Raw genomic sequence first — 20,497 nt, 5'->3', positions numbered from 1 at the left:
TATACTAGTGTCTAGAGGTGAGATGATGAAAGTAATAGTTGGAGCTGGGGGCACAGGTGGACACTTATACCCTGCCTTAGCTTTAGTTGAATATATAAAAGAAGTAGAACCAGATAGTGAGTTTCTTTTTGTAGGAACTAAGGATCGTATTGAATCAGAAGTAGTACCTCAACAAGGCTATGAATATATTGGTTTAAATGTTCGCGGGTTAGTTGGAAATCCTATTAAAAAGGGGATTGCTGCTGCTATTTTTGTTAAATCAATTTTTACAGCGAAAAAAATAGTTAAAAAATTCAAACCGGATATTGTCATTGGTTTTGGTGGTTATCCTAGTGCTAGTGTTGTTGAAGCTGCTAATCGCTTAGGATATAAAACAATGATTCATGAACAAAATTCAATTATTGGTTTAACAAATAAAATTTTAATTAAAAATGTTGATAAAATCGTATGTTGTTATGATAAAGCATATGAGAATTTTCCCAAAGATAAAACTTATAAATTAGGGAATCCACGTGCTAGTGTAATTGCCTCAATCAAACCAGATGATATTTTTAAAAAATATCATCTAAATAAAAATCTTCCTTTAGTGACTATTGTAATGGGATCATTGGGTTCAAAATCTGTTAACGAAATGATGTTAAAATCATTAAAGACTTTTGAACAAAAGAATTATCAAGTGCTTTATGTAACTGGGAAGCCTTATTTTGAAGAGATGAAAACAAAATTAGGAAAGTTAAATAAGAATATTAAATTAGTACCGTATATTGATGATATGCCATCAGTATTAAAGAATACAACCTTGGTTGTTTCTCGTGCTGGTGCTTCTACGCTGGCAGAAATTACAGCGGTAGGGATCCCAGCAATTTTAATTCCAAGTCCTTATGTTGCCGCTAATCATCAGGAGTATAATGCTCGAGAATTAGCTGATCGTAATGCAGCAATGATGATTTTAGAGGAAAATCTTAATAGTAAAGATTTTGTGGAAAAAGTGGATTATATTTTAGAGAATAAAATTGTTCAAGAGAGTATGCAAAAAAGTGCCAAGGCTCTTGGTAAACCAAATGCATGTAGAGATATTTATAAATTAATTAAAGAAATGTAGGAGTATAGAATGAAATTTTCTCAAGTTAAAGAAGATTTAGAAAAATTAGATGTTGGTGAGATGATTGAAGATGAGCCGATGTATAAACATACCACTTATAAAGTCGGAGGACCAGCGCGTATTTATTTAAAAGTTAAAGATGTTGATAGTCTGATTAAAACAATTAAATATTGTGGTAAGCATCGGGTTAAATATTTAGTAATCGGTCGGGGTTCAAATTTATTATTCTCTGATCGTGAATATGAGGGCTTAATTATTTCTCTCAACGAATGTTTTAATGAGATTAAGGTCAATGGTTCGACGATGATTGCTCAAGCTGGTGTACCAATGATTTCATTATCATATCAAGCTGCTAAAATTGGATTAAGCGGTTTTGAATTTATGGGCGGGATTCCTGGCTCAATTGGTGGTGGAATATATATGAATGCTGGAGCATATAAGTATGACCTGGCAAGTGTAGTAAAGACGGTCACATTATTAAATGAAAAGCATGAAGTTGTTACTTTTAATAATGAACAGATGGACTTTTCTTATCGTCATTCAATTTGTCAAGATAATCGAAAATTGATTGTTTTGGAAGTAACGTTTGAATTGACTGCTAAAAGTCCTGATGAGATTAAAGCTGTTTTAGATAAACGTAAGGAACGAAGAATGTCTTCACAACCTTGGAATATGCCAAGTGCCGGAAGTGTATTTAGAAATCCGCAAGATAAACCAGCTTGGCAGTATATTGATGAATGTGGCTTAAGAGGCTATGAAATTGGAGGAGCTCAAGTTTCGCCAAAACATTCTAATTTTATTGTAAATAATGGCTATGCCAGTGCTAAAGATATTTATGATTTGATTATGTTAGTACAAGAGAAAGTAAATGAAAAATTTGGAGTTAAGTTAAGACGTGAGGTTGGATTGATTAATTGGGAGTAGTGTATGGCAAAAAGAAAGCAACAACAGAATATATATAACGATTATGATCGCGATCAAGTTCTTGCTTATTTAAAGAAACAAAAGGCAAAGAAGCGAAAAAGGCGTCGACGTGTCATTTTTGTAATTTTAGTTATAGGATTGATTATTGCTTTTTTTGTCAGTGATTATAGTCGTTTACAGACAATAACTGTTAGTGGTAATAATCGTGTGAGTAGTGAAGAAATAATTACCGCTTCAAAAATAAAACTGCATCAGGATTATACTTTCTTTAAAAGTATGGATGCAGCTGAAAATGCCATTAAAAAAACATCGCTAATTAAGGATGCCAAGGTTACAAAAGATTTATTTGGTCATGTTAAAATAAAAGTAGTTGAAGCTGACCCGATTGGTCAATGTACGATTGATAATATATTGTATGTTGTTGATGAAACTGGCCGTGTAACTAAAGATGAGGCTGGAGTATTAACTACATATGTACAACGGTGTCCAAAATTAAATGGTTTTGATTATGATCGCTTTGCAGCTTTTGCAAAGGAATTTGCAAAAATTCCCGCTCAAGTAGTTAATCAAATTTCAGATATTAATTATGCGCCTGAAAATCTTGACGATAAACGTTGTGAATTTATCATGGATGATGGTAAAATTCTATACTTGCGATATGATGATATGGCAGTACAATTAAAGGGCGATAATTATGCTTTAAAGATGGAAGAATTCCCAGATTATAAGTATTATGATTTTGTCGGGAAGTATGTTTATGTTCATAATTAATTTTTTCTACGGGATTGCTTAAAGGAGTTTAAAAATAACTGTTTTTATGCTAATATTGTATATATACTAAGAAAAGGGGATACGTGATGAAAGATATTTACGCTGTTTTAGACATCGGTAGTGCAACCTTAAAGTTTCTTGTTGCTGAAGTAAATAACATTAATGTCAATGTACTGTTTGTCAAAACGATTCCTAGTCACGGAGTGAAAAAGGGAATTATAGAAGATGATCGTATCTTAATTAGAGATATACGAAAACTGATTGATGAAGCAGAGGCTTTTCTAGAATCTAAGATTACGAGCGTCGCTTTAACAATTCCAACCATAAAAGCTAAATTATATCAAAGTGACAGCAGCATTAGTTTATCAGATGCTGGGTCTAAAGTATCTACTGATGATATAGTTAGAGTATTGCGTTTGTCATCAAAATTTAAACGTTCTAAGGATGAAGAAGTAGTATCAATTATTCCAGTTCGCTATCATAGTGATAAAGGAGCAACCGTTGAGGCGCCTTTAGGGGAACTTTCAAGAAATTTGATCGTTGATTCTTTAGTCATTACTACTAGTAAAGAGTTGCTTTACCCATATATTTCGGTAGTTGAAAAATGCGGTGTGGAAGTACTTGATATTACTATCAATGCGTTTGCATGCGCAAAAGAGGCTTTTGATGCAGTATATCTTCAAGAAGGTGCTTTATTGATAGATATGGGTTATAAGACTTCGACAGTTTCATTTTATAAAGATGGATATTTACAATACTTGACAGTTTGCCAAGTAGGAGGGTATGATTTTACTCGTAAAATTGCCCAAAATATGCAGATATCAATGAATCAGGCAGAAGCTTATAAAATTAAATATGGTTCATTAGATGTAACACAAGGTCAGAATGATATTATTCATACAACCTTTGTTGATGAACAAAAACGTGATTATACACAACAGGACTTGGCTGATTTATTAAATGAAACAGCTTATGAAGTAATGAATAAGATTAAAGAAAAGATTTCAGTTATTGATGATATTAGTAAATATGAAACTTTAATCGTTGGTGGTGGTGGAGAGCTGGAAATGCTGGATACTATTGCTACAGAGGTTTTAGAATGTCCCGTTCGAATCTATCGTCCTGATACGATTGGAACTCGTGATATGTCATTAGTAGCTGCAATTGGGATGGTTTATTACTTAATGGAAAGAAAACAGGTTGTTGGTGATTATACACCTTCATTAGTATTGCCGGATGTGACAAATACAATGGCAATTAGATTTAAAGGGTTGACAAAGTCAGCGCCTTCAAAACAAGGAAGTAAAATGTCAAAACTATTAGATTCATTTTTTAGTGAAGATTAATATAAAAAGAGAGGATATATTGTCATGAGTGAAGAATTAGGATTTGAACAAGTAGCACGAATTAAAGTAATTGGTGTTGGTGGTGGTGGTAATAATGCCGTAAACCGCATGGTAGAAGAGGGTGTAGCTGGAGTAGAATTTTATGTTGCAAATACTGATTTGCAAGTATTAAAACGTTCTCCTGTTACTAATAAAATTGAATTAGGTAGAGATTTAACAAAAGGTCTAGGAGCTGGTGGAGAACCTGAAATTGGAAAAAAAGCAGCTCTTGAATCAGAAGCAGAAATTCGTCAAGTGCTAGAAGGTGCAGATATGGTTTTTATCGCTGCTGGTATGGGTGGTGGAACAGGTACTGGGGCTGCTCCCGTATTTGCTAAAATTGCTCGTGAATTAGGTGCTTTAACAGTTGGGGTTATTACAAAACCATTTACTTTTGAAGGAATGAAAAGAAAAAAACAAGCAATCTCAGGGATTGAAGAATTACGTGCTAACGTCGATTCAATTATTACCGTTTCTAACGATCGTTTATTACAATTGATCGGTGGACGTCCAATGCAAGAAGCATTCAGAGAAGCTGATAATGTTTTACGTCAAGGGGTTCAAACAATTACTGACTTAATTGCTATTCCTGCTTTTATTAATCTTGACTTTGCTGATGTTTCTGCGGTTATGAAAAATCGCGGTAATGCTTTAATTGGAATTGGGATGTCTTCTGGTGATGATAAAGCGAAAGAGGCTGCAAAACGTGCTATTTCTTCGCCATTATTAGAAGTGTCTGTAGCGGGTGCTAAAGATGCAATTATTAATGTAACTGGTGGACCAAATATTTCATTATTTGATGCAAATATTGCTCTTGAGACGATTTCTCAAGAAGTTGGTGATGATATTAATACATATTTAGGAATTGCAATCAATGAAAATTTAGATGATGATATTATCGTCACTGTTATTGCAACAGGTTTTGAAGAGGAAAACGATGATGATTTTGAACCACGTCCAAACGTTTTAAAAACACGCAGTGTTGAAGATGTTGTACCTTTATCAGCGCGTTTTGAAGATGAAGAAGACGATGATGACGGTGATTTTCCACCAGCATTTATAAAAAATAGAAGAGTTTAATTAATAAGCTAACTAAGGTTAGCTTATTTTGCAAAGGGGGATAATTTAGATGAAAAAAATAGGATTTATTGGTATGGGAAACATGGCCGGTGCTATTGCTGGCGGGATTATTAAAAGTGGTTTTGTTGAAGGTGAAAATGTTTATGCATTCGATATAGATAATGATAAACTAACAAAGATGCATACTGATTTTTCAATAAATGTTTGTACTAGTGAAAAAGAATTAGTTGCTATGGCTGACATAGTGATAATTGCAGTTAAACCAAATGTTGTTGAAGATGTAGTCGCTAAAATTACAGACGAATTAGATAATAAGGCAATTATTTCAATTGTTGCTGGTTACGATAATGAAATGTATAATGAATTGTTATTGGATTCAACACGACATTTGACGATCATGCCCAATACACCAGCTTTGGTAATGAATGGAATGACTTTATTTGAACAAGAAAATACGCTAACTGCAGATGAACTAAATTATGCTGTTGAGATGTTTTCAAGCATTGGAGAAGTAGTAATTTTACCAAGTTATCAAATGAAAGCCGGAGGAAGTATTAGTGGTTGTGGACCAGCGTTTGTTTATATGTTTATTGAAGCAATGGCAGATGGTGGGGTACGCTTAGGCTTACCAAGAGATGTTGCTTATAGACTAGCTAGTCAGACTTTAATCGGTGCTGGAATGATGCAAAAAGAAACACAGTTACATCCAGGTATTTTAAAAGATCAAGTTTGTTCGCCTGGGGGGATCACTATCAAAGGGGTCGAAACTTTAGAAGAAAATGGCTTTAGAAATGCTGTTTTAAAAGCAATTAAAGAATCAAATTAAAATATTAGGATCGCAAGATCCTTTTTTCTTTTCTTGACATTTTTTTGCTTAGATAAGCGCTATGATAGTTAGGGGTGAAAAGATGGAGGTATATATTGAACTGACGTATCTAACAAACTATTTAATTATTTTGGTTGCTTTGGAAATGATGGCGATTTTAATTAGTAAGGAAATGTCGTATCTAATGGTTATTAAACATAGCTTTTACTTAAGTGGAGTAATTTTACTATTATACTTAGATAGTTATAGTTGGTTAATTATATTGATCTGGGCAGTTGTTTTTTTATGTCTATATCAACGCCAAATATTTCTGTATTATCCAATTTTTATTTTTGTTTATTTTTCATTATTATTATTCGCTAGTTCAATAATTCCAGAAGCATTTATTTATAATGGAATCTTAATTTCACCAGTAAATGTTAGTAGCATTGGTTTATTTATTGTTAGCTTGCTCGTTGTATTGATGCAGATTATGTTTATTGTTTATTTAAAAAGAAAAATAAGAATTGATGACTATTTATATGTAATGAAATTGGATTACCAGCAACATAGTTATACAATTAAAGGATTTCTTGATAGTGGTAATGAAGTTTACTATGAGGGTTTTCCTTTAATCATAATTAATCAAAAAATTATTGATGAGTATGAAGTAATCGATGTTTTAGAATTAAATGATTTACGTGAAGATATTATTGAAATAATCAAAGTTGATCAGGTTATAATTAATAATCAGAGATTACAAGATATCTATGTCGGGGTGATTGCCGGGATACAATATGATTGTTTATTAAATAAATCACTTATGGGAGGAATTTTATAATGATAAAATTTATTTTAAAAATATTAAATAAAACTAAATATCTTTATTATATTGGACGGCATGATATCTTACCACCACCATTAAAAGGTATTGAAGAAAAGGAAGCTTTAGAAAAGTTGGGAGCTGGTGATAATGATGCTCGAGATTTGTTGATTGAGCATAATTTAAGGCTAGTTGTATATGTTGCAAAACGCTATGATACGACGCAAAATGGTGGAATAGAAGATTTGATTAGTATCGGAACGATTGGTTTAGTTAAAGCAATCAATACTTTTAAACCTGATAAAAATATTAAGTTAGCTACTTATGCATCACGGTGTATAGAAAATGAAATTTTGATGTTTCTAAGAAAAAATAATAAATTGCGTCACGAGATATCTTTAGATGAACCATTAAATATTGATTATGATGGAAATGAATTGTTGTTATCGGATATTATTGGAACAGATAGTGATATTGTTAAAAATGAATTGGAACAAAGTGATCAAAAAGCAATGTTTTATGAGGCTTTTAAGGATTTATCCAAACGTGAAAAGGAAATTTTGATGTTTCGTTATGGTTTAATGAATTATGATGAGTTGACGCAAAAGGATGTTGCTAAAATGATGGGAATTTCACAGTCATATATTTCACGATTAGAAAAGAAAATAATCAAAAAATTACGTAATAAATTAAATTATAATGAAATAAAATAAGTATAAATTTGTCATATTTGCTAAAAATAGAGTTGAAAGAAGGCAAATATGAGTAATTATCAAGTTATTATAAATGGTTATCAAGAACCGAAAAAAAGACTTACAACCGATGAAACTTATAAATTGATAGACGAATACCAAGCTACTAAAAACGAGGCGATAAAAGACAGATTAGTTAACGATAATACTAAGTTAGTTTTATCAATGGCAAGACGTTTTTATGGTCGTGAAGATAGCATGGATGACTTATTTCAAGTTGGAATGATTGGGCTGATTAAAGCAATTGAAAATTTTAACACTAGTTTTGGTTTGAAATTTTCAACATATGCAGTTCCTCTAATAATTGGTGAGATGAAACGTTATCTTCGTGATAACCATCAAATCAAGATTTCTCGCTCAATTCGAGATTTAGCGTATAAGGTTTTAAAGGTTAAAGATAGCTATATAACAAAATTAAATCGTGAACCAACGATAAATGAATTAGCTAATGAACTGGAAGTTGAGCCAAGTGCTGTTATTGAAGCGCTGTTATCAACAAACAGTGTTTCTTCATTACAAGAAGAAGTTAAAAATGATGATGGTAATAATTTAAAGATGATTGATTCGATTACAGATGATAAAACAGTTGTATCAAGAACAAATGAAACAATAGATTTATATGATGCTTTAAAATCATTAAATCAAAAAGAGCATCGTGTGATTAAACAAAGATATTTTGAGGGGTTGTCCCAAAGTGAGATTGCAAAGGAATTATTTATTTCCCAAGCTCAAGTGTCAAGAATCGAAAGAAAAGCTTTAGATAATTTACATAATTATCTAAAATAAGCATATATATTAATGGTGATTCGATGAGATTTGTAAAACTGCAGTCTAAAGACGTGATCAATGTCGTTGATGGCTGCAAAATTGGTTTTATCAGCGATATTGAAATTGACTGGTGCGGTAAATGTATACAGGCAATTGTAGTAGAGAAATATAGCTTTTTTAAACTATTATGTTTTTTTAAAGAAGCACCATGTATTGTTATTCCAATTGAATGTGTAGTGAGCATTGGTGGCGATGTGATTCTTGTATCGATTGAGCCATAATAGTCAAATGTTTAAGCATTTGACTATTTTAATAAAATCTTTTAAATAACCAGCAGTTTGTTGAGTAATTATCCTTTTATGGACGGATTTATTGTGCTATAATATACTAGTAATAAATTAAGGAGGACCACTTCATGGGATACGGACAAAAAGTAAAAAAATGGTTTTTTGACGAAGACGGTGACGAAGTTGAAGAATATGAAGATGTAGAGATTGATACAGAACCTAAAACAAGCTTATTTGAGCAAGCAAAGTTTTCTAAAACAAGTGATGCAATCAAAGCTTTAAATGCAAATAAAGATAGCCAATTAATTTTATTTGAACCACGGGCATTTGCAGAAACTCAAGATATTGCAAATCATTTAAAGCAAAAGAAAGCTGCTGTTGTTAACTTGCATCGTTTACAAAAAGAACAATCTAAACGAGTTGTAGATTTTTTAAGCGGAGTTATCTTTGCAATTGAAGGAGACATCCAAAGAATTGGACCTAGAATATTCTTATGTACTCCTAAAAACATTGGTGTTTCTGGGACAATTGATTTAGATGAAGATGAATCTGAAGAATAATAGATAAGTATTAGCTTAGCTAATACTTTTTAATTATGATAGAGCATTTTAAAGGTGAAGAAGTTTTTGTTAAAAAGGTATTAGAGTTTAAAGATCAAGCTCTATATAAACAAAGACTTGTTTTAACTAAATTTTTAAATCCATATCATCAATCAATTGTTTATAGCATTGTAGGGAATCAAAATGATTTGATTGTTATTGAAGATGGTGGAATGGTTGATAGTGAAATGAAACGTTTGATTATTGCACCATCATTTTATCAAATTGAAAAAGAAGATTTTGAAATAGTTTTAGCTAAAATAAGTTATGCAAAACCATTTGGTACATTGAATCATCGAGATATTTTAGGAGCATTAATGTCTTTAGGGGTTAAACGCGAATTATTTGGGGATATTTATGAGTATGAGGATAATTTTTATGTTGCCATGGATGCAAAAATCTATGAGTATGTAAAAAATAACTTAATTAAAATTAAACGTAGTAAAGTTAAAATTTTAGAGAGTGAAGAGATTATTACAATTAAACATCAATATATAAGTAAAACTTTTATTGTCTCCTCATTTCGTTTAGATAAAGTTGTTTCAACTTTATATGGAGTGCCTCGAAGCAAGGCTGTCAGTTATATTCAATCAGGTTTTGTAAAAGTTAATCATAAAGAAGTTGAAGAAATAAATTATTTGTGTAATAATAGTGATATAATATCGTTAAGACGTCATGGAAGAGTTAAATTTGTCGATACTAAACGACGAACTAAACAGGATAATTATGTCGTTGAAGGGTATTTTTATAAGTAGGGGAGTGAGACGATGAGTGAATTTAAAAAGCAATTTAGGGGCTATAGTGTTCAACAAGTTGATAGTAAAATAGATGATTATCAAGCTGAGTTAGCATCACTAAAGCAGCAAGTTGCTAGTTTAACAGATGAATTAGATCATGTTAAAGAACAAAACTCGCTATTGCAGCATCGTGTCAATATTACCGAAAAAACTAATGAAGAAATTGCTCGTCTAGCCTTAAAAGAAGCAAGTGAATTGATTGATAAGGCTAAACGCAATGCCAATATGATCTTAAAAGAATCATTGGACTATGTTCGTAGTTTATCTAGTGAGATGAATGATTTTAAAGATCAGGCAATTAAATTCCGTTCATCGGTTCAAAAAATGTCCCAAGATATTTTGGATTCAATCGATAATTCGGAAGTCTTTAATCTTATTAACGAAGAAGATGAAGATAACTAAATACGATGAAAGAGACAGTTTATAGTAAGATGTTTGTAGAGAGCTGATGGATGGTGAAAATCAGTAACTATTATTATAATGGATCACTCTGGAGTAGCACCTTGAAATTAGTAGGGGTTGCCGTTAATCGCGTTAAGATGTTTGAGTGCGTATTGGAAAATACGAATTAAGGTGGTACCGCGAATTATTCGTCCTTTTATTTTGAAAGGACGTTTTTTAATTTATTTGGAGGAAAAGAAATGAACTATAAGGACACACTATTAATGCCAAAAACTGAGTTCGAAATGCGTGGGAATCTTCCTAAAAAAGAACCTAAGTATGTTGAACGCTGGCAAAAAGAGAACATGTACGAAAGAGTAATTGAGCAAAACAAAGGGAAAGAAGATTTTGTTTTTCATGATGGTCCACCATATGCCAATGGTAATATGCATATGGGACATATGTTAAATAAGGTAATCAAAGATGTTATCTGTCGTTACAATAATATGGAGGGACGCTATACGCCATATATTCCTGGTTGGGATACGCATGGATTACCAATTGAAAATGCGATTCAAAAATTAGGGGTAAATCGTAAAGAAATGTCTACAGCGGCTTTTAGAGAAAAATGTGATGAATATGCTCATGAGCAAGTAAATAAACAAATGGAACAATTAATCAGAATGGGGACATTTGCTGATTATAAACATCCATATTTGACTTTAATGCCCGAGTTTGAAGCTAATCAAATTGATGTATTTGCAAAAATGGCAATGGATGGATTAATTTTTAAAGGGTTAAAACCTGTCTATTGGTCACCATCAAGTGAATCAGCTTTAGCAGAGGCTGAGATTGAATATCATGATATTAAGAGTCCGACTATTTTTGTTAAATTTGCTGTTAAAGACGGTAAAGGAATCTTAGATACTGATACTAGCTTTGTTATTTGGACAACTACACCTTGGACTATTCCTGCAAACCTGGCAATTTGTTTAAATGAGCGTTACGATTATGCACTGATTGAAACAACTAAAGGAAAATTAATCGTTCTAAATGAATTAGTTGATTCATTAATGGAAAAATTTGAAATTACTGAGTATAAAGTAATCAAAAACTTTAAAGGTAGTGAGTTAGAATTAATCACTTGTCAACATCCTTTATATGATCGTGAATCATTAGTGATCTTAGGTGATCATGTTACTGCTGAGGCGGGGACTGGTTGCGTTCATACAGCACCAGGATTCGGAGCAGATGACTTTTTCGTCGGACAAAAATATGGTTTACCAGCATATTGTAACGTTGATGAACATGGATGTATGATGAAAGACTGTGGTGAATGGCTAGAAGGTCAATATGTAGATGATGCAAATAAAACAGTTACAATGAAACTAGATGAATTAGGAGTTTTATTAAAGCTTGAATTTATTACACATAGTTATCCACATGATTGGCGTACTAAAAAACCAATTATTTTTAGAGCGACTGATCAATGGTTCTGTTCAGTTGATAAAATCAGAGAGAAATTATTAAGTGAGATTGATAAAGTTAACTGGTTAAATGAGTGGGGACATATTCGTATTTATAATATGATTAAAGATCGTGGTGACTGGTGTATTTCTCGTCAAAGATCTTGGGGAGTACCGATTCCAATCATTTATTGTGAAGATGGAACACCGATTATGGAAGAAGAAGTTTTTAAACATATTTCTAATTTATTTAGAAAATATGGTTCAAATGTTTGGTTTGAACGTGATGAAAAAGATTTATTACCAGAAGGATATATAAATGAACATTCACCAAATGGTATCTTTAAAAAAGAAAAAGATATTATGGATGTATGGTTTGACTCAGGTTCCAGCCATACTGGATGTATGATTGAACGGGGATATCGTTATCCAGTTGATTTATATTTTGAAGGTAGTGATCAATACCGTGGCTGGTTTAACTCTTCACTGATTGTTGGAACAGCAGCTCATGGTTGTGCACCATACAAAACAGTTTTATCACATGGATTTGTTTTAGATGGCAAAGGCAATAAAATGTCTAAATCATTAGGTAATACTGTTGATCCAATTAAATTAGTTAACCAATATGGAGCTGATATTGTAAGATTATGGGCAACTTCAGTAGCTTACCAGCAAGATGTAAGAATCAGTAATGATATTATGAAACAAATTTCTGAAAATTATCGTAAAATTAGAAATACAATGCGTTTCGTATTAGGAAACTTAAATGATTTTAAACAAGCTGATCTAGTTGCAGTTGAAGCTTTGGCTGATGTTGATAAATATATGCTAGCTCAATTAAATGACTTGATTAAAGGATATCATAAAGCTTATGATAATTATGATTTTGCTGAAGCAAATCAATTAATTTTAAATTATTTTACTAATTTATTAAGCTCATTCTATATGGACTTTACTAAAGATATTCTTTATATTGAAAAAGCCGATAGTCTTCGTAGAAGACAAGTCCAAACAGTTTTATATTATCATGCTAAAGCAATGATGAAATTGATTTCACCAGTTCTAGTATTTACTGCTGAAGAATTACATGATCATTTCCATTGTGATGATAATAAGGCTGATTCAATTTTCTTAGAACCTAATGTTGAAATGATCAATATGCCTAACAGTGATCAATTAAAAGCTCATTTTGATCGTTTCCTAGAGCTTCGTAAAGATGTCATGAAAGCTTTAGAAGGATTGAGAAATGAAAAAATTATAAAATCAAATATGGAAGCAAAAGTGACGATTTCATTAAAAGATGAATTTAAGGAAATGGCTTCAATGCTTGCTGACTTAAAACAATTATTTATTGTTGCTAAAGTTGAGTTAGTGAAAGATTCTTCGTTAGAAGAATTTGATAGCGCTTATATCAAAGTTGAAAAGTTCGAAGGTCATCAATGTCCACGATGTTGGAACTATTTTGATGAAGATGAAATGGAAGGCGAATTGTGCCCTCGTTGTCATGCTGTAATCAATGGATAGATAAAATCTCTAAGTTTAAATAAGTATAGCTAAAAGTAATCATATAAATTGGACTGCATCTCTGATCTTGGATAGCCAAGGATGACTGTTCGATTTAGATTACTTTTTTTATTGCAATAGTTATTACTAAAATAGAAAAAGTAGCTGTTTAATGGGGTTTTATTAAATAAATATTGTTGAAATAGGTCGAAAGTGTTAAAATAAACAAGTATGTATGGAGGGTTCAAATGAAAAGTGATAAATTTAAAGGGTCATTTTTGTTGTTATTAGCAGCCTTGATTTGGGGGAGTTCATTTATTGTTATGAAAAGTGCAGTGGATTTCTTAACTCCTAATGTCCTGTTATTTGTTCGGTTTACATTGGCAACATTAGTAATGATCATAATGTTTTATAAATATATTAAAGATACTTGTATTCGTGATTTAAAAGGGGGTGCGATTACAGGAACCTGTTTATTTTTGGCTTATTTGATACAGACATTAGGTCTGACAATGACAACCCCAGGGAAAAATGCATTTTTAACTGCTATTTATTGTGCAATTGTACCTTTTTTAGTTTGGTTATTCTATCATAAACGACCTGATAATTATAACTTTGTTGCAGCTTTACTCTGTGTATCAGGAGTTGCTTTAGTTTCTTTAGATGGTGATTTGACAATGAATACTGGTGATCTTTTAACTATTTGTGGAGGATTTTTTTATGCCTTACATATCTTGGCGATAAAAAAGTATTCACAAGAGATGCATCCTATTAAATTAACCACACTACAATTTGGAATGACTGCGATCTTAGCTTTGTTTGGTTCATTATTATTTGAAGATATTACAGTGATAAAACAAATTGACAGTAGTGTGATCTTGCAGATTGGCTATCTAGTTTTTTTTGCTACTGCGCTAACATTACTATGTCAAAATATTGGTCAAAATCTTGTGAGTGAGTGTAATGCAGCGATTTTATTAAGTCTTGAGTCTGTATTTGGTGTAATATTTTCAGTTCTATTATATGGAGAAGTACTTACGTTAAAAGTTATTGCAGGATTTGTTATCATTTTTGTTGCAATTATTGTTTCTGAAACGAAACTATCATTTTTAAAACGAAGTAATGTCAGGGAGGAAGAATTGAATGTGTAAAAAAATATTATCGTTTTTATTAGTTGGAATATGCTTAATAGCAACACTAACACCGATAAGAGCTTTAGAAAATAGTGAAGATATTGGGCTTACTTGTGATTATGCAGTTGCAATTGATGCAAAAAGTGGTTTGGTTTTATATAATAAGAACATGGATGAACGGATGTATCCTGCGAGTATGACCAAGGTAATGACCGTTATTCTTGCTTTAGAATTAATGGATGATATGAAGAAAACAACAGTAATTACACAAAGTGATATTGATACTGTATGGGAAACTGGAGCTTCCTCAGCTAATTTTGAAGTTGGAGAGACAGTTACATATGAAGATTTATTATATGGCGCTATTTTACCAAGTGGGGCGGATGCAACTAGAGCTCTAGCAAATAATTTATGTGGAAGTCAAGAGGCATTTGTTGATAAAATGAATGAATTAGCACAAAAATTAAATTTAAAAGATACTCATTTTGTAAATACGACCGGGATTCATGATGAAAATCATTATACTACAGTTCATGATATGGCATTAATTGTTCAATATGCAATTCAAAATGAAGATTTTAAAAATATATATGCTCAACGTTATAAAACGTCTTCAAATGGATTACATCAATGGGTTAATAAATCGATGTATAATGCTAAACGAGCAAAAATAAATGTTGATGATATTCTTGGTTGTAAAAGTGGGTATACAAACGAGGCTAAGAGTTGTCTATCAAGTTTAAATCGGGTTAATGATAATGAAATTATTACCATTGTAGGTCATAGTGTTAATAATGATGTTAAAACTCATGCTGCAGTAAGTGATACTTTAGATATAATGAATTATGTGGGGCAACATTATTCATTACAAAATATTTTAACTAAGGGTGCTAAAGTAAGAACGTTAGATGTAACTTTAGCAAAGGACGAACAAAAAATAGCTATTACAAATTTAAATGACGTTAGTGCCTTTTTACCAAATGATTTTAATAAAGATGATTTAGAATATAAATACTCATTTAAAAAATTAGAAGCACCTGTTAAAAAGGGAGAAAAAGTTGGTGATTTAAAAGTATATTATCAAGACAAATTATTATATCAAGAAGAGTATGCTACTACTAAAGAAATTGAAAAAGATACTTTTAGTTACATCCTTGGAGTAGTTAAAGATTTTATGTTTCCATATGGTCTTGCGATTATTTTAGTAATTATTTATATACTGATTTTAAGAATGAAAAAAAGATGAGAAATTAAATTTTTATGCATTTACTTGAGTGGAACATAAAAACAGTACAAGAAATTGTACTGTTTTTATGTTCCAATATGTGTTTATAAAATCAAAGGTATTAAAAGTCATTTTAATGGGATAAAAAGTGTATTTTAAAAGCAAAAGACAGTATAGAATCCTACACTGTCTAAATTGATTTTATTTATTCATTAACATTTTCAAATGCTTGAGGAATTAATGGAGTTGGTTTTTTAATTCGATGATTATAAACCAGAATGGTTAATAAACTGCAAATAATAATAATTCCTACAAATACAATTATTTCTGTATTCAATGAAACATTTGACATACTAATAACTTTTCTGAAGCCATCAACGCTATATGTGAATGGCATAAAAGGATGAATTGCTTTAAAAATTGCACTTGATGTTTCTAGTGGATAAGTACCGGCCGAACCACCCAAATTAATAACCATGAAGACTAAGAGTACAAATTCACCAATTTTACCACACACAATACTTAACAAGGTCACTAATGCCATTGAAGCCGCTCCTACAATTACAGCAAAGATAAAAGTCATTAGTAACTGTTGCGGAGCAAAATCACAGAAGAACATCAATGATGCAATCATTACAATTGAAGCAATTGTAGATACTGTAAACCAGACTGAAGCTTTAGATAACCAATATTTAAAGCCGCTTTCTGCTTTTTCAACATCATTGAATAATGGATACATCAACGTAAATGCCATACAAGCTACATATAAACCTACACTCATCATATATGGAGCCATTCCATGACCATTGTTTTCAACTGTTGAAATTTCCTTATGAGAAGTATCTACAGGACTAGCAAGCATATCAAATGTGCTGTCGTTACTGTTAATACTATTTACCTGCTCTGCACCATCATGAAGTGAAGTAGCTAAAGTATTTGCGCCGTCTTGTAAGGTGGTTAACCCAGTTCCAAGAGTAGTTGATCCAGCTGCTAATTGTCCAGCGCCGTCACTGATTTGATTAGCTCCATCAGCTAACTGATCAGCACCGCTGAGCAAAGTTGGATTATTGCTTACTAAAGTACTAGTACCATCAGCTAATTGTTTTGCTCCTTGATCAAGGGCACCGATACCGTTAGTTAGAGTTGGTGTTTGGCTAGCTAATTGAGAAGTACCAGTTTTTAATTTATTGGCACCATCTACTAAAGAACTTGAATTGTCATTTAATTGAGCTAAGCCACTATTGATTTGACTTGTTCCAGCAAGATAGCTTTTAATTCCAGTTTTTAAACTTTTCTCTGTGGGAATAGTAGTTTTACTACCATCAGTGTTAGTATATTCACCACCACTAATTGAAGCATCAAGATTATTTAAACCAGCTTGTATAGTTCTACTAGCAGTTGCTAGACCTGGGGTAGTTGTATCACCATTTAAGGCTGTATTCATCGTACTAAGACTAGAACTCATCTGCTGAACCAATTGATATGAAGAAGGCAAAGCATCAGTTACACCAAACTTTGTTAATCCGTATTGTTCAACTTCTTCTTTACTTAGACCTGTATCCAAAATTGTTTGTGCTAGCTTTTTATAGTCTGCATTACCACTATTTTGAAGTGTATTGATTAAGGTAGTATAATTTGATAAAGAAATACTAGATGTTTTTACTTGTGAAGCCATTTGTGTTAAGCCATCACTGATTTGCTGGTTACCAGCTTTTAATTGACTTGCCCCGGCTGCGAGAGTATCTACACCATTACTTAAGGTAGAATTATTGCTAACTAAAGCTTGAGAACCTTGATAAGCGCTAGTAACACCGCCAGTATATTGACTTATTCCAGTTTGAAGTTCTGTGGCTCCATTATCAAGTTGATTTATTCCACTTGATAATGCAGGAGTAGCGTTGTTTAGAGAATTGATACCATCCTTTAATGAATATACACCATTATTTACAGTTACTACACCATCGGTATAATCTTGTAACCCGTTTGTAAGGGTAGAAGCCCCATCTTTAAAAGTGATTGAACTAGTTGCTAATACTTGAAGATTATCCGAAATAGTTTTATTACCACTAATTAACTGATTAGCCCCATCATTAATTTGATTAGAACCATTAGCTGCCTCACTCATGCCGCTTCCAACTGTTCCCAATTGATTGAAAATAGTTTCAGCATAAGTCTTAGTTACGGTTGAAGAAACTTCAGCTTTGATTTTAGCAATTGCTGAATCATCCATTTTAGAAGCAATGTAACTGCTGCCAGGATTAGTAGTATAGTTTAAAATCATTTTTTGTGGTTGGGCATCTAATAATGTCGTTGCATTTTTAGAAAAATTACTAGGAATAGTAATTACCATATAATAATCACCGTCTTTTAATCCTTGATCAGCAGTTTTACTGTCAACCAGTTTAAAATCCATTGAATCATTGTTTTGAAGACTTTTTGCTAACTCTTTACCGACATTTAAAGTGGAATCATTATATTCAACCTTTTTATCCTCATTAACTACCGCTACGGGAATTTCTTTAGTATTTCCATACGGATCCCATATTGACCCTAAGAATACCCCCGCATAAATACTTGGAATTGCAATGATGGCTACGGCCACTATTTTCAGCCACCAATTTTTACGAAATGCTGACCACTCTTTTTTTATCATTTTTTCTCCTTTCCATTAAATTATAGTTTTATCTTGAAATTTAATATATTAATAGATATAATCTATCCATGGATAAAGTTTATCTATTAATAAAGCATATTTTAATCATCTACTATAAGTTTGTCAATCAATTTATAAAAAATATTTTCTAGATTATTAATCTCGAATAATGTTACAATATATAGTAAAGGGGAAATGAAGTAATGAAAGTAAAAAATAGTGTCGAACAAGCAATTTGTTTATTAATAATTATCGCCCATAGCAATGATGAAAAACCTTTAAAAAGTTATAATATCTCTGATAGTTTAGGTGTTTCTGATTCTTATTTAAAAAAAATTATTAGGCAATTAGTTGTAGCTGGGCTGATTACATCTGAAGCAGGGAAAAAAGGTGGTGTATGCTTAAGCCGGAAACCTGATAAGATTACTTTGCTGGATATTTTTGAGGCTATCGAGGGTAAAGAGCCGTTTGCAAAAGCAACGGGACTAGTAGAACGTGTTTTTGTTAATGAATTAAAAGAAATCATGGATCAAAAGCAGGCGATGATTTTAGATGCATTTAATGCTGCAGAAGCAAGTTATAAAGAAAAATTAAAAACGATCACATTAAAAATGGCTATGGTAGAACGAAAAAAGGATTCTTAAGCGAATCCTTAAATATTAACCATGCTTTTTTTGATTGTTTTTATCGACAATTCGATCTAAGCCATATCCAATTACACGTCCAATAAATGCAAATACGATAAACCAGAGTGCGCTCCATGAACTTGTTTCTTTATTAACAAAGCCAATAACAAAAATAATAACTGCGATCGTTAATCCAACAGCTGTACCTAATGTCATAAATACACTACTTTTTTCTTTCATCCTTTCACTCCTCAATTCTAAATTATACCACAACAAAGTGCGCATACAAGTAAAATATGTGTTATAATACTGTCGTAAATAATGGAGTGATAAGATGATAAATACAATTATATTTGACTTAGATGGTACATTGATAGATTCTTTAGTTGATCTTGCAAATACTGTTAATGTTATTTTAACAGAAAAAGGATATCCTACGCATACCCTTGATGAATATCGTTATTTTGTTGGAAATGGTGTATTAAAATTGCTTGAGCGGGCTTTACCTGCTGATCATCAGGGGGATATTACAGCTGTAAAGAAACGTTTTGATGAAATTTATGGTGAAATTTGTTTAGAAAATACCAAACCATATCCTGGAATCACAAAATTAATTAATACTTTGGCTGATCAAGGATATAATTTGGCTGTTGTGACTAATAAACCGCAAGACCATGCAGTTAAAATTGTTAAGACTTTATTTCCAGGATGTTTTAAATATATTTTCGGTAGTAGTATTAGACATCCTAAAAAGCCGGATCCCTGTTTAACAAATCTAGTTATTAATCTTTTTGATGTGCGTAAAAACGAAGTCGTCTATATAGGCGATAGTGACGTTGATATTTTAACTGCAAAAAATACGAAGGTTAGATCAATAGGCGTATCATGGGGATTTAGAGGACGTCAGGAGCTGCTTGAAAATGGTGCAGATCTTGTTGTTGATCATGCCAATGAAATTAAAGAGGCTATAAATGATTGGTGTAAGTAGTTGTCTAGCAGGATGCAAATGCACTTATAGTGGTGATGATAAATTAATTAAATTAGTCAAAGAGATGGTTATGCGAAATGAAGCAATAATGATTTGTCCTGAAGTGTTAGGGGGATTGAGTATTCCTCGTTCTCCTTGTGAGATAAGAGATGGAAAAGTAGTTGATATTAATGGTGTTGATTGGACTAAGGAATATCGATTAGGAGCACAAAAGAGTTTAGAAATATTACAAGAACATGATGTTGATGTAGTTTTGTTAAAGGCAAAAAGTCCTAGTTGTGGAAAAAACTATATATATGATGGGACGTTTAGTCATACCATTATAAATGGTGATGGTATTACTTGCCAACTACTAGAAAAACATGGCATAATAGTATTCAATGATGATAATATTGATGAATTTTTAAAATACATAGAAAGAAGGTAAAA

The 20,497-nt window shown here is 31.9% G+C and carries 21 protein-coding genes and 1 other annotated feature; of the genes, 19 read left to right on the top strand and 2 right to left on the bottom strand.

What is annotated here, in order from left to right; translation table 11 throughout:
- The first annotated feature begins 25 nt into the window (after positions 1-25).
- The 16 genes from murG to EYR00_RS09945 all read left to right on the top strand — a co-directional run bounded on the left by murG (position 26) and on the right by EYR00_RS09945 (position 15,822).
- Positions 26-1,102 carry an undecaprenyldiphospho-muramoylpentapeptide beta-N-acetylglucosaminyltransferase gene (gene murG / locus EYR00_RS10020; RefSeq protein ID WP_003536553.1) on the top strand — a complete coding sequence of 359 codons (1,077 nt, stop codon included), beginning with the start codon at positions 26-28 and terminating at the stop codon, positions 1,100-1,102.
- Positions 1,103-1,111: 9 nt separating this feature from the next.
- Positions 1,112-2,026 carry a UDP-N-acetylmuramate dehydrogenase gene (gene murB, locus EYR00_RS10015; RefSeq protein WP_003536554.1) on the top strand — a complete coding sequence of 305 codons (915 nt, stop codon included), beginning with the start codon at positions 1,112-1,114 and terminating at the stop codon, positions 2,024-2,026.
- Between the two features lie 3 nt (positions 2,027-2,029).
- On the top strand, positions 2,030-2,797 hold the full coding sequence (locus EYR00_RS10010; RefSeq protein ID WP_003536555.1) for a cell division protein FtsQ/DivIB: 768 nt from the start codon (positions 2,030-2,032) through the stop codon (positions 2,795-2,797).
- Between the two features lie 86 nt (positions 2,798-2,883).
- Positions 2,884-4,143: a cell division protein FtsA gene (gene ftsA, locus EYR00_RS10005; protein ID WP_003536556.1), complete on the top strand. Its 1,260-nt coding sequence runs from the start codon at positions 2,884-2,886 to the stop codon at positions 4,141-4,143.
- A gap of 24 nt (positions 4,144-4,167) precedes the next feature.
- A complete protein-coding gene (ftsZ, locus tag EYR00_RS10000; protein WP_003536557.1) occupies positions 4,168-5,262 on the top strand; it encodes a cell division protein FtsZ in 1,095 nt (364 codons plus the stop codon).
- Positions 5,263-5,311: 49 nt separating this feature from the next.
- Positions 5,312-6,088, top strand: a complete 777-nt coding sequence (gene proC, locus EYR00_RS09995) for a pyrroline-5-carboxylate reductase (RefSeq protein WP_003536558.1) — start codon at positions 5,312-5,314, stop codon at positions 6,086-6,088.
- A gap of 82 nt (positions 6,089-6,170) precedes the next feature.
- Positions 6,171-6,908, top strand: coding sequence for a sigma-E processing peptidase SpoIIGA (locus EYR00_RS09990; protein WP_022007776.1), 738 nt, complete (start codon positions 6,171-6,173; stop codon positions 6,906-6,908).
- The gene (gene sigE / locus EYR00_RS09985; protein WP_003536560.1) at positions 6,908-7,603 is read left to right on the top strand and encodes an RNA polymerase sporulation sigma factor SigE; all 696 of its coding nucleotides are present in this window, start codon (positions 6,908-6,910) and stop codon (positions 7,601-7,603) included. The genes EYR00_RS09990 and sigE overlap by 1 nt, the downstream gene beginning before the upstream one ends.
- A 48-nt stretch (positions 7,604-7,651) precedes the next feature.
- The gene (locus tag EYR00_RS09980; protein ID WP_003536561.1) at positions 7,652-8,428 is read left to right on the top strand and encodes a SigB/SigF/SigG family RNA polymerase sigma factor; all 777 of its coding nucleotides are present in this window, start codon (positions 7,652-7,654) and stop codon (positions 8,426-8,428) included.
- 23 nt (positions 8,429-8,451) lie between these two features.
- A complete protein-coding gene (locus EYR00_RS09975) occupies positions 8,452-8,691 on the top strand; it encodes a YlmC/YmxH family sporulation protein (protein WP_003536562.1) in 240 nt (79 codons plus the stop codon).
- A gap of 134 nt (positions 8,692-8,825) precedes the next feature.
- Entirely contained in the window at positions 8,826-9,257 is a 432-nt protein-coding gene (locus tag EYR00_RS09970; protein ID WP_003536563.1) for a cell division protein SepF, read from the top strand.
- Positions 9,258-9,292: 35 nt separating this feature from the next.
- Positions 9,293-10,051 carry a YlmH family RNA-binding protein gene (locus tag EYR00_RS09965; protein ID WP_003536564.1) on the top strand — a complete coding sequence of 253 codons (759 nt, stop codon included), beginning with the start codon at positions 9,293-9,295 and terminating at the stop codon, positions 10,049-10,051.
- 12 nt (positions 10,052-10,063) lie between these two features.
- Positions 10,064-10,495, top strand: coding sequence for a DivIVA domain-containing protein (locus EYR00_RS09960; RefSeq protein ID WP_003536565.1), 432 nt, complete (start codon positions 10,064-10,066; stop codon positions 10,493-10,495).
- Positions 10,492-10,694, top strand: a binding site (T-box leader). (Overlaps the previous gene by 4 nt.)
- Before the next feature lie 40 nt (positions 10,695-10,734).
- Positions 10,735-13,464 carry an isoleucine--tRNA ligase gene (gene ileS / locus EYR00_RS09955; protein WP_022007778.1) on the top strand — a complete coding sequence of 910 codons (2,730 nt, stop codon included), beginning with the start codon at positions 10,735-10,737 and terminating at the stop codon, positions 13,462-13,464.
- 227 nt (positions 13,465-13,691) lie between these two features.
- The gene (locus EYR00_RS09950; RefSeq protein ID WP_003536567.1) at positions 13,692-14,594 is read left to right on the top strand and encodes a DMT family transporter; all 903 of its coding nucleotides are present in this window, start codon (positions 13,692-13,694) and stop codon (positions 14,592-14,594) included.
- Positions 14,587-15,822, top strand: coding sequence for a D-alanyl-D-alanine carboxypeptidase family protein (locus tag EYR00_RS09945; RefSeq protein WP_003536568.1), 1,236 nt, complete (start codon positions 14,587-14,589; stop codon positions 15,820-15,822). Before EYR00_RS09950 ends, EYR00_RS09945 begins: the two co-directional genes overlap by 8 nt.
- 184 nt (positions 15,823-16,006) lie before the next feature.
- On the opposite strand, the gene EYR00_RS09940 is transcribed toward EYR00_RS09945, so the two are convergent.
- Positions 16,007-18,454 (bottom strand): YhgE/Pip domain-containing protein, encoded by a 2,448-nt coding sequence (locus EYR00_RS09940; protein ID WP_003536569.1) that lies wholly within the window; start codon positions 18,452-18,454, stop codon positions 16,007-16,009.
- A gap of 203 nt (positions 18,455-18,657) precedes the next feature.
- Here EYR00_RS09940 and EYR00_RS09935 point away from each other — a divergent pair, with 203 nt between their 5' ends.
- Complete coding sequence (locus EYR00_RS09935; RefSeq protein ID WP_003536570.1) at positions 18,658-19,098, top strand: RrF2 family transcriptional regulator; 441 nt, start codon at positions 18,658-18,660, stop codon at positions 19,096-19,098.
- 15 nt (positions 19,099-19,113) lie between these two features.
- Here EYR00_RS09935 and EYR00_RS09930 read toward each other — a convergent pair whose 3' ends face one another.
- The gene (locus tag EYR00_RS09930) at positions 19,114-19,320 is read right to left on the bottom strand and encodes a DUF2273 domain-containing protein (protein ID WP_003536571.1); all 207 of its coding nucleotides are present in this window, start codon (positions 19,318-19,320) and stop codon (positions 19,114-19,116) included.
- Positions 19,321-19,414: 94 nt separating this feature from the next.
- On the opposite strand from EYR00_RS09930, the gene EYR00_RS09925 reads away from it, so the two are divergent.
- Together EYR00_RS09925 and EYR00_RS09920 are read left to right on the top strand one after the other, a co-directional pair.
- On the top strand, positions 19,415-20,068 hold the full coding sequence (locus EYR00_RS09925) for an HAD family hydrolase (protein WP_003536572.1): 654 nt from the start codon (positions 19,415-19,417) through the stop codon (positions 20,066-20,068).
- A complete protein-coding gene (locus EYR00_RS09920; protein WP_003536573.1) occupies positions 20,052-20,495 on the top strand; it encodes a 2-thiouracil desulfurase family protein in 444 nt (147 codons plus the stop codon). Before EYR00_RS09925 ends, EYR00_RS09920 begins: the two co-directional genes overlap by 17 nt.
- The last annotated feature ends 2 nt before the right edge of the window (positions 20,496-20,497 follow it).

This window comes from Thomasclavelia ramosa DSM 1402 (genome assembly GCF_014131695.1).
GTDB classification, from domain to species: domain Bacteria; phylum Bacillota_I; class Bacilli_A; order Erysipelotrichales; family Coprobacillaceae; genus Thomasclavelia; species Thomasclavelia ramosa.
Note: the sequence above shows the minus strand (reverse complement) of the source record. Positions and strands in the feature narration are given on the sequence as shown.

Coding starts and splice junctions, on each gene's coding strand:
- murG (WP_003536553.1), top strand. CDS start 26: ATGAAAGTAATAGTTGGAGCTGGGGGCACAGGTGGACACTTATACCCT.
- murB (WP_003536554.1), top strand. CDS start 1,112: ATGAAATTTTCTCAAGTTAAAGAAGATTTAGAAAAATTAGATGTTGGT.
- EYR00_RS10010 (WP_003536555.1), top strand. CDS start 2,030: ATGGCAAAAAGAAAGCAACAACAGAATATATATAACGATTATGATCGC.
- ftsA (WP_003536556.1), top strand. CDS start 2,884: ATGAAAGATATTTACGCTGTTTTAGACATCGGTAGTGCAACCTTAAAG.
- ftsZ (WP_003536557.1), top strand. CDS start 4,168: ATGAGTGAAGAATTAGGATTTGAACAAGTAGCACGAATTAAAGTAATT.
- proC (WP_003536558.1), top strand. CDS start 5,312: ATGAAAAAAATAGGATTTATTGGTATGGGAAACATGGCCGGTGCTATT.
- EYR00_RS09990 (WP_022007776.1), top strand. CDS start 6,171: ATGGAGGTATATATTGAACTGACGTATCTAACAAACTATTTAATTATT.
- sigE (WP_003536560.1), top strand. CDS start 6,908: ATGATAAAATTTATTTTAAAAATATTAAATAAAACTAAATATCTTTAT.
- EYR00_RS09980 (WP_003536561.1), top strand. CDS start 7,652: ATGAGTAATTATCAAGTTATTATAAATGGTTATCAAGAACCGAAAAAA.
- EYR00_RS09975 (WP_003536562.1), top strand. CDS start 8,452: ATGAGATTTGTAAAACTGCAGTCTAAAGACGTGATCAATGTCGTTGAT.
- EYR00_RS09970 (WP_003536563.1), top strand. CDS start 8,826: ATGGGATACGGACAAAAAGTAAAAAAATGGTTTTTTGACGAAGACGGT.
- EYR00_RS09965 (WP_003536564.1), top strand. CDS start 9,293: ATGATAGAGCATTTTAAAGGTGAAGAAGTTTTTGTTAAAAAGGTATTA.
- EYR00_RS09960 (WP_003536565.1), top strand. CDS start 10,064: ATGAGTGAATTTAAAAAGCAATTTAGGGGCTATAGTGTTCAACAAGTT.
- ileS (WP_022007778.1), top strand. CDS start 10,735: ATGAACTATAAGGACACACTATTAATGCCAAAAACTGAGTTCGAAATG.
- EYR00_RS09950 (WP_003536567.1), top strand. CDS start 13,692: ATGAAAAGTGATAAATTTAAAGGGTCATTTTTGTTGTTATTAGCAGCC.
- EYR00_RS09945 (WP_003536568.1), top strand. CDS start 14,587: ATGTGTAAAAAAATATTATCGTTTTTATTAGTTGGAATATGCTTAATA.
- EYR00_RS09940 (WP_003536569.1), bottom strand. CDS start 18,454: ATGATAAAAAAAGAGTGGTCAGCATTTCGTAAAAATTGGTGGCTGAAA.
- EYR00_RS09935 (WP_003536570.1), top strand. CDS start 18,658: ATGAAAGTAAAAAATAGTGTCGAACAAGCAATTTGTTTATTAATAATT.
- EYR00_RS09930 (WP_003536571.1), bottom strand. CDS start 19,320: ATGAAAGAAAAAAGTAGTGTATTTATGACATTAGGTACAGCTGTTGGA.
- EYR00_RS09925 (WP_003536572.1), top strand. CDS start 19,415: ATGATAAATACAATTATATTTGACTTAGATGGTACATTGATAGATTCT.
- EYR00_RS09920 (WP_003536573.1), top strand. CDS start 20,052: ATGATTGGTGTAAGTAGTTGTCTAGCAGGATGCAAATGCACTTATAGT.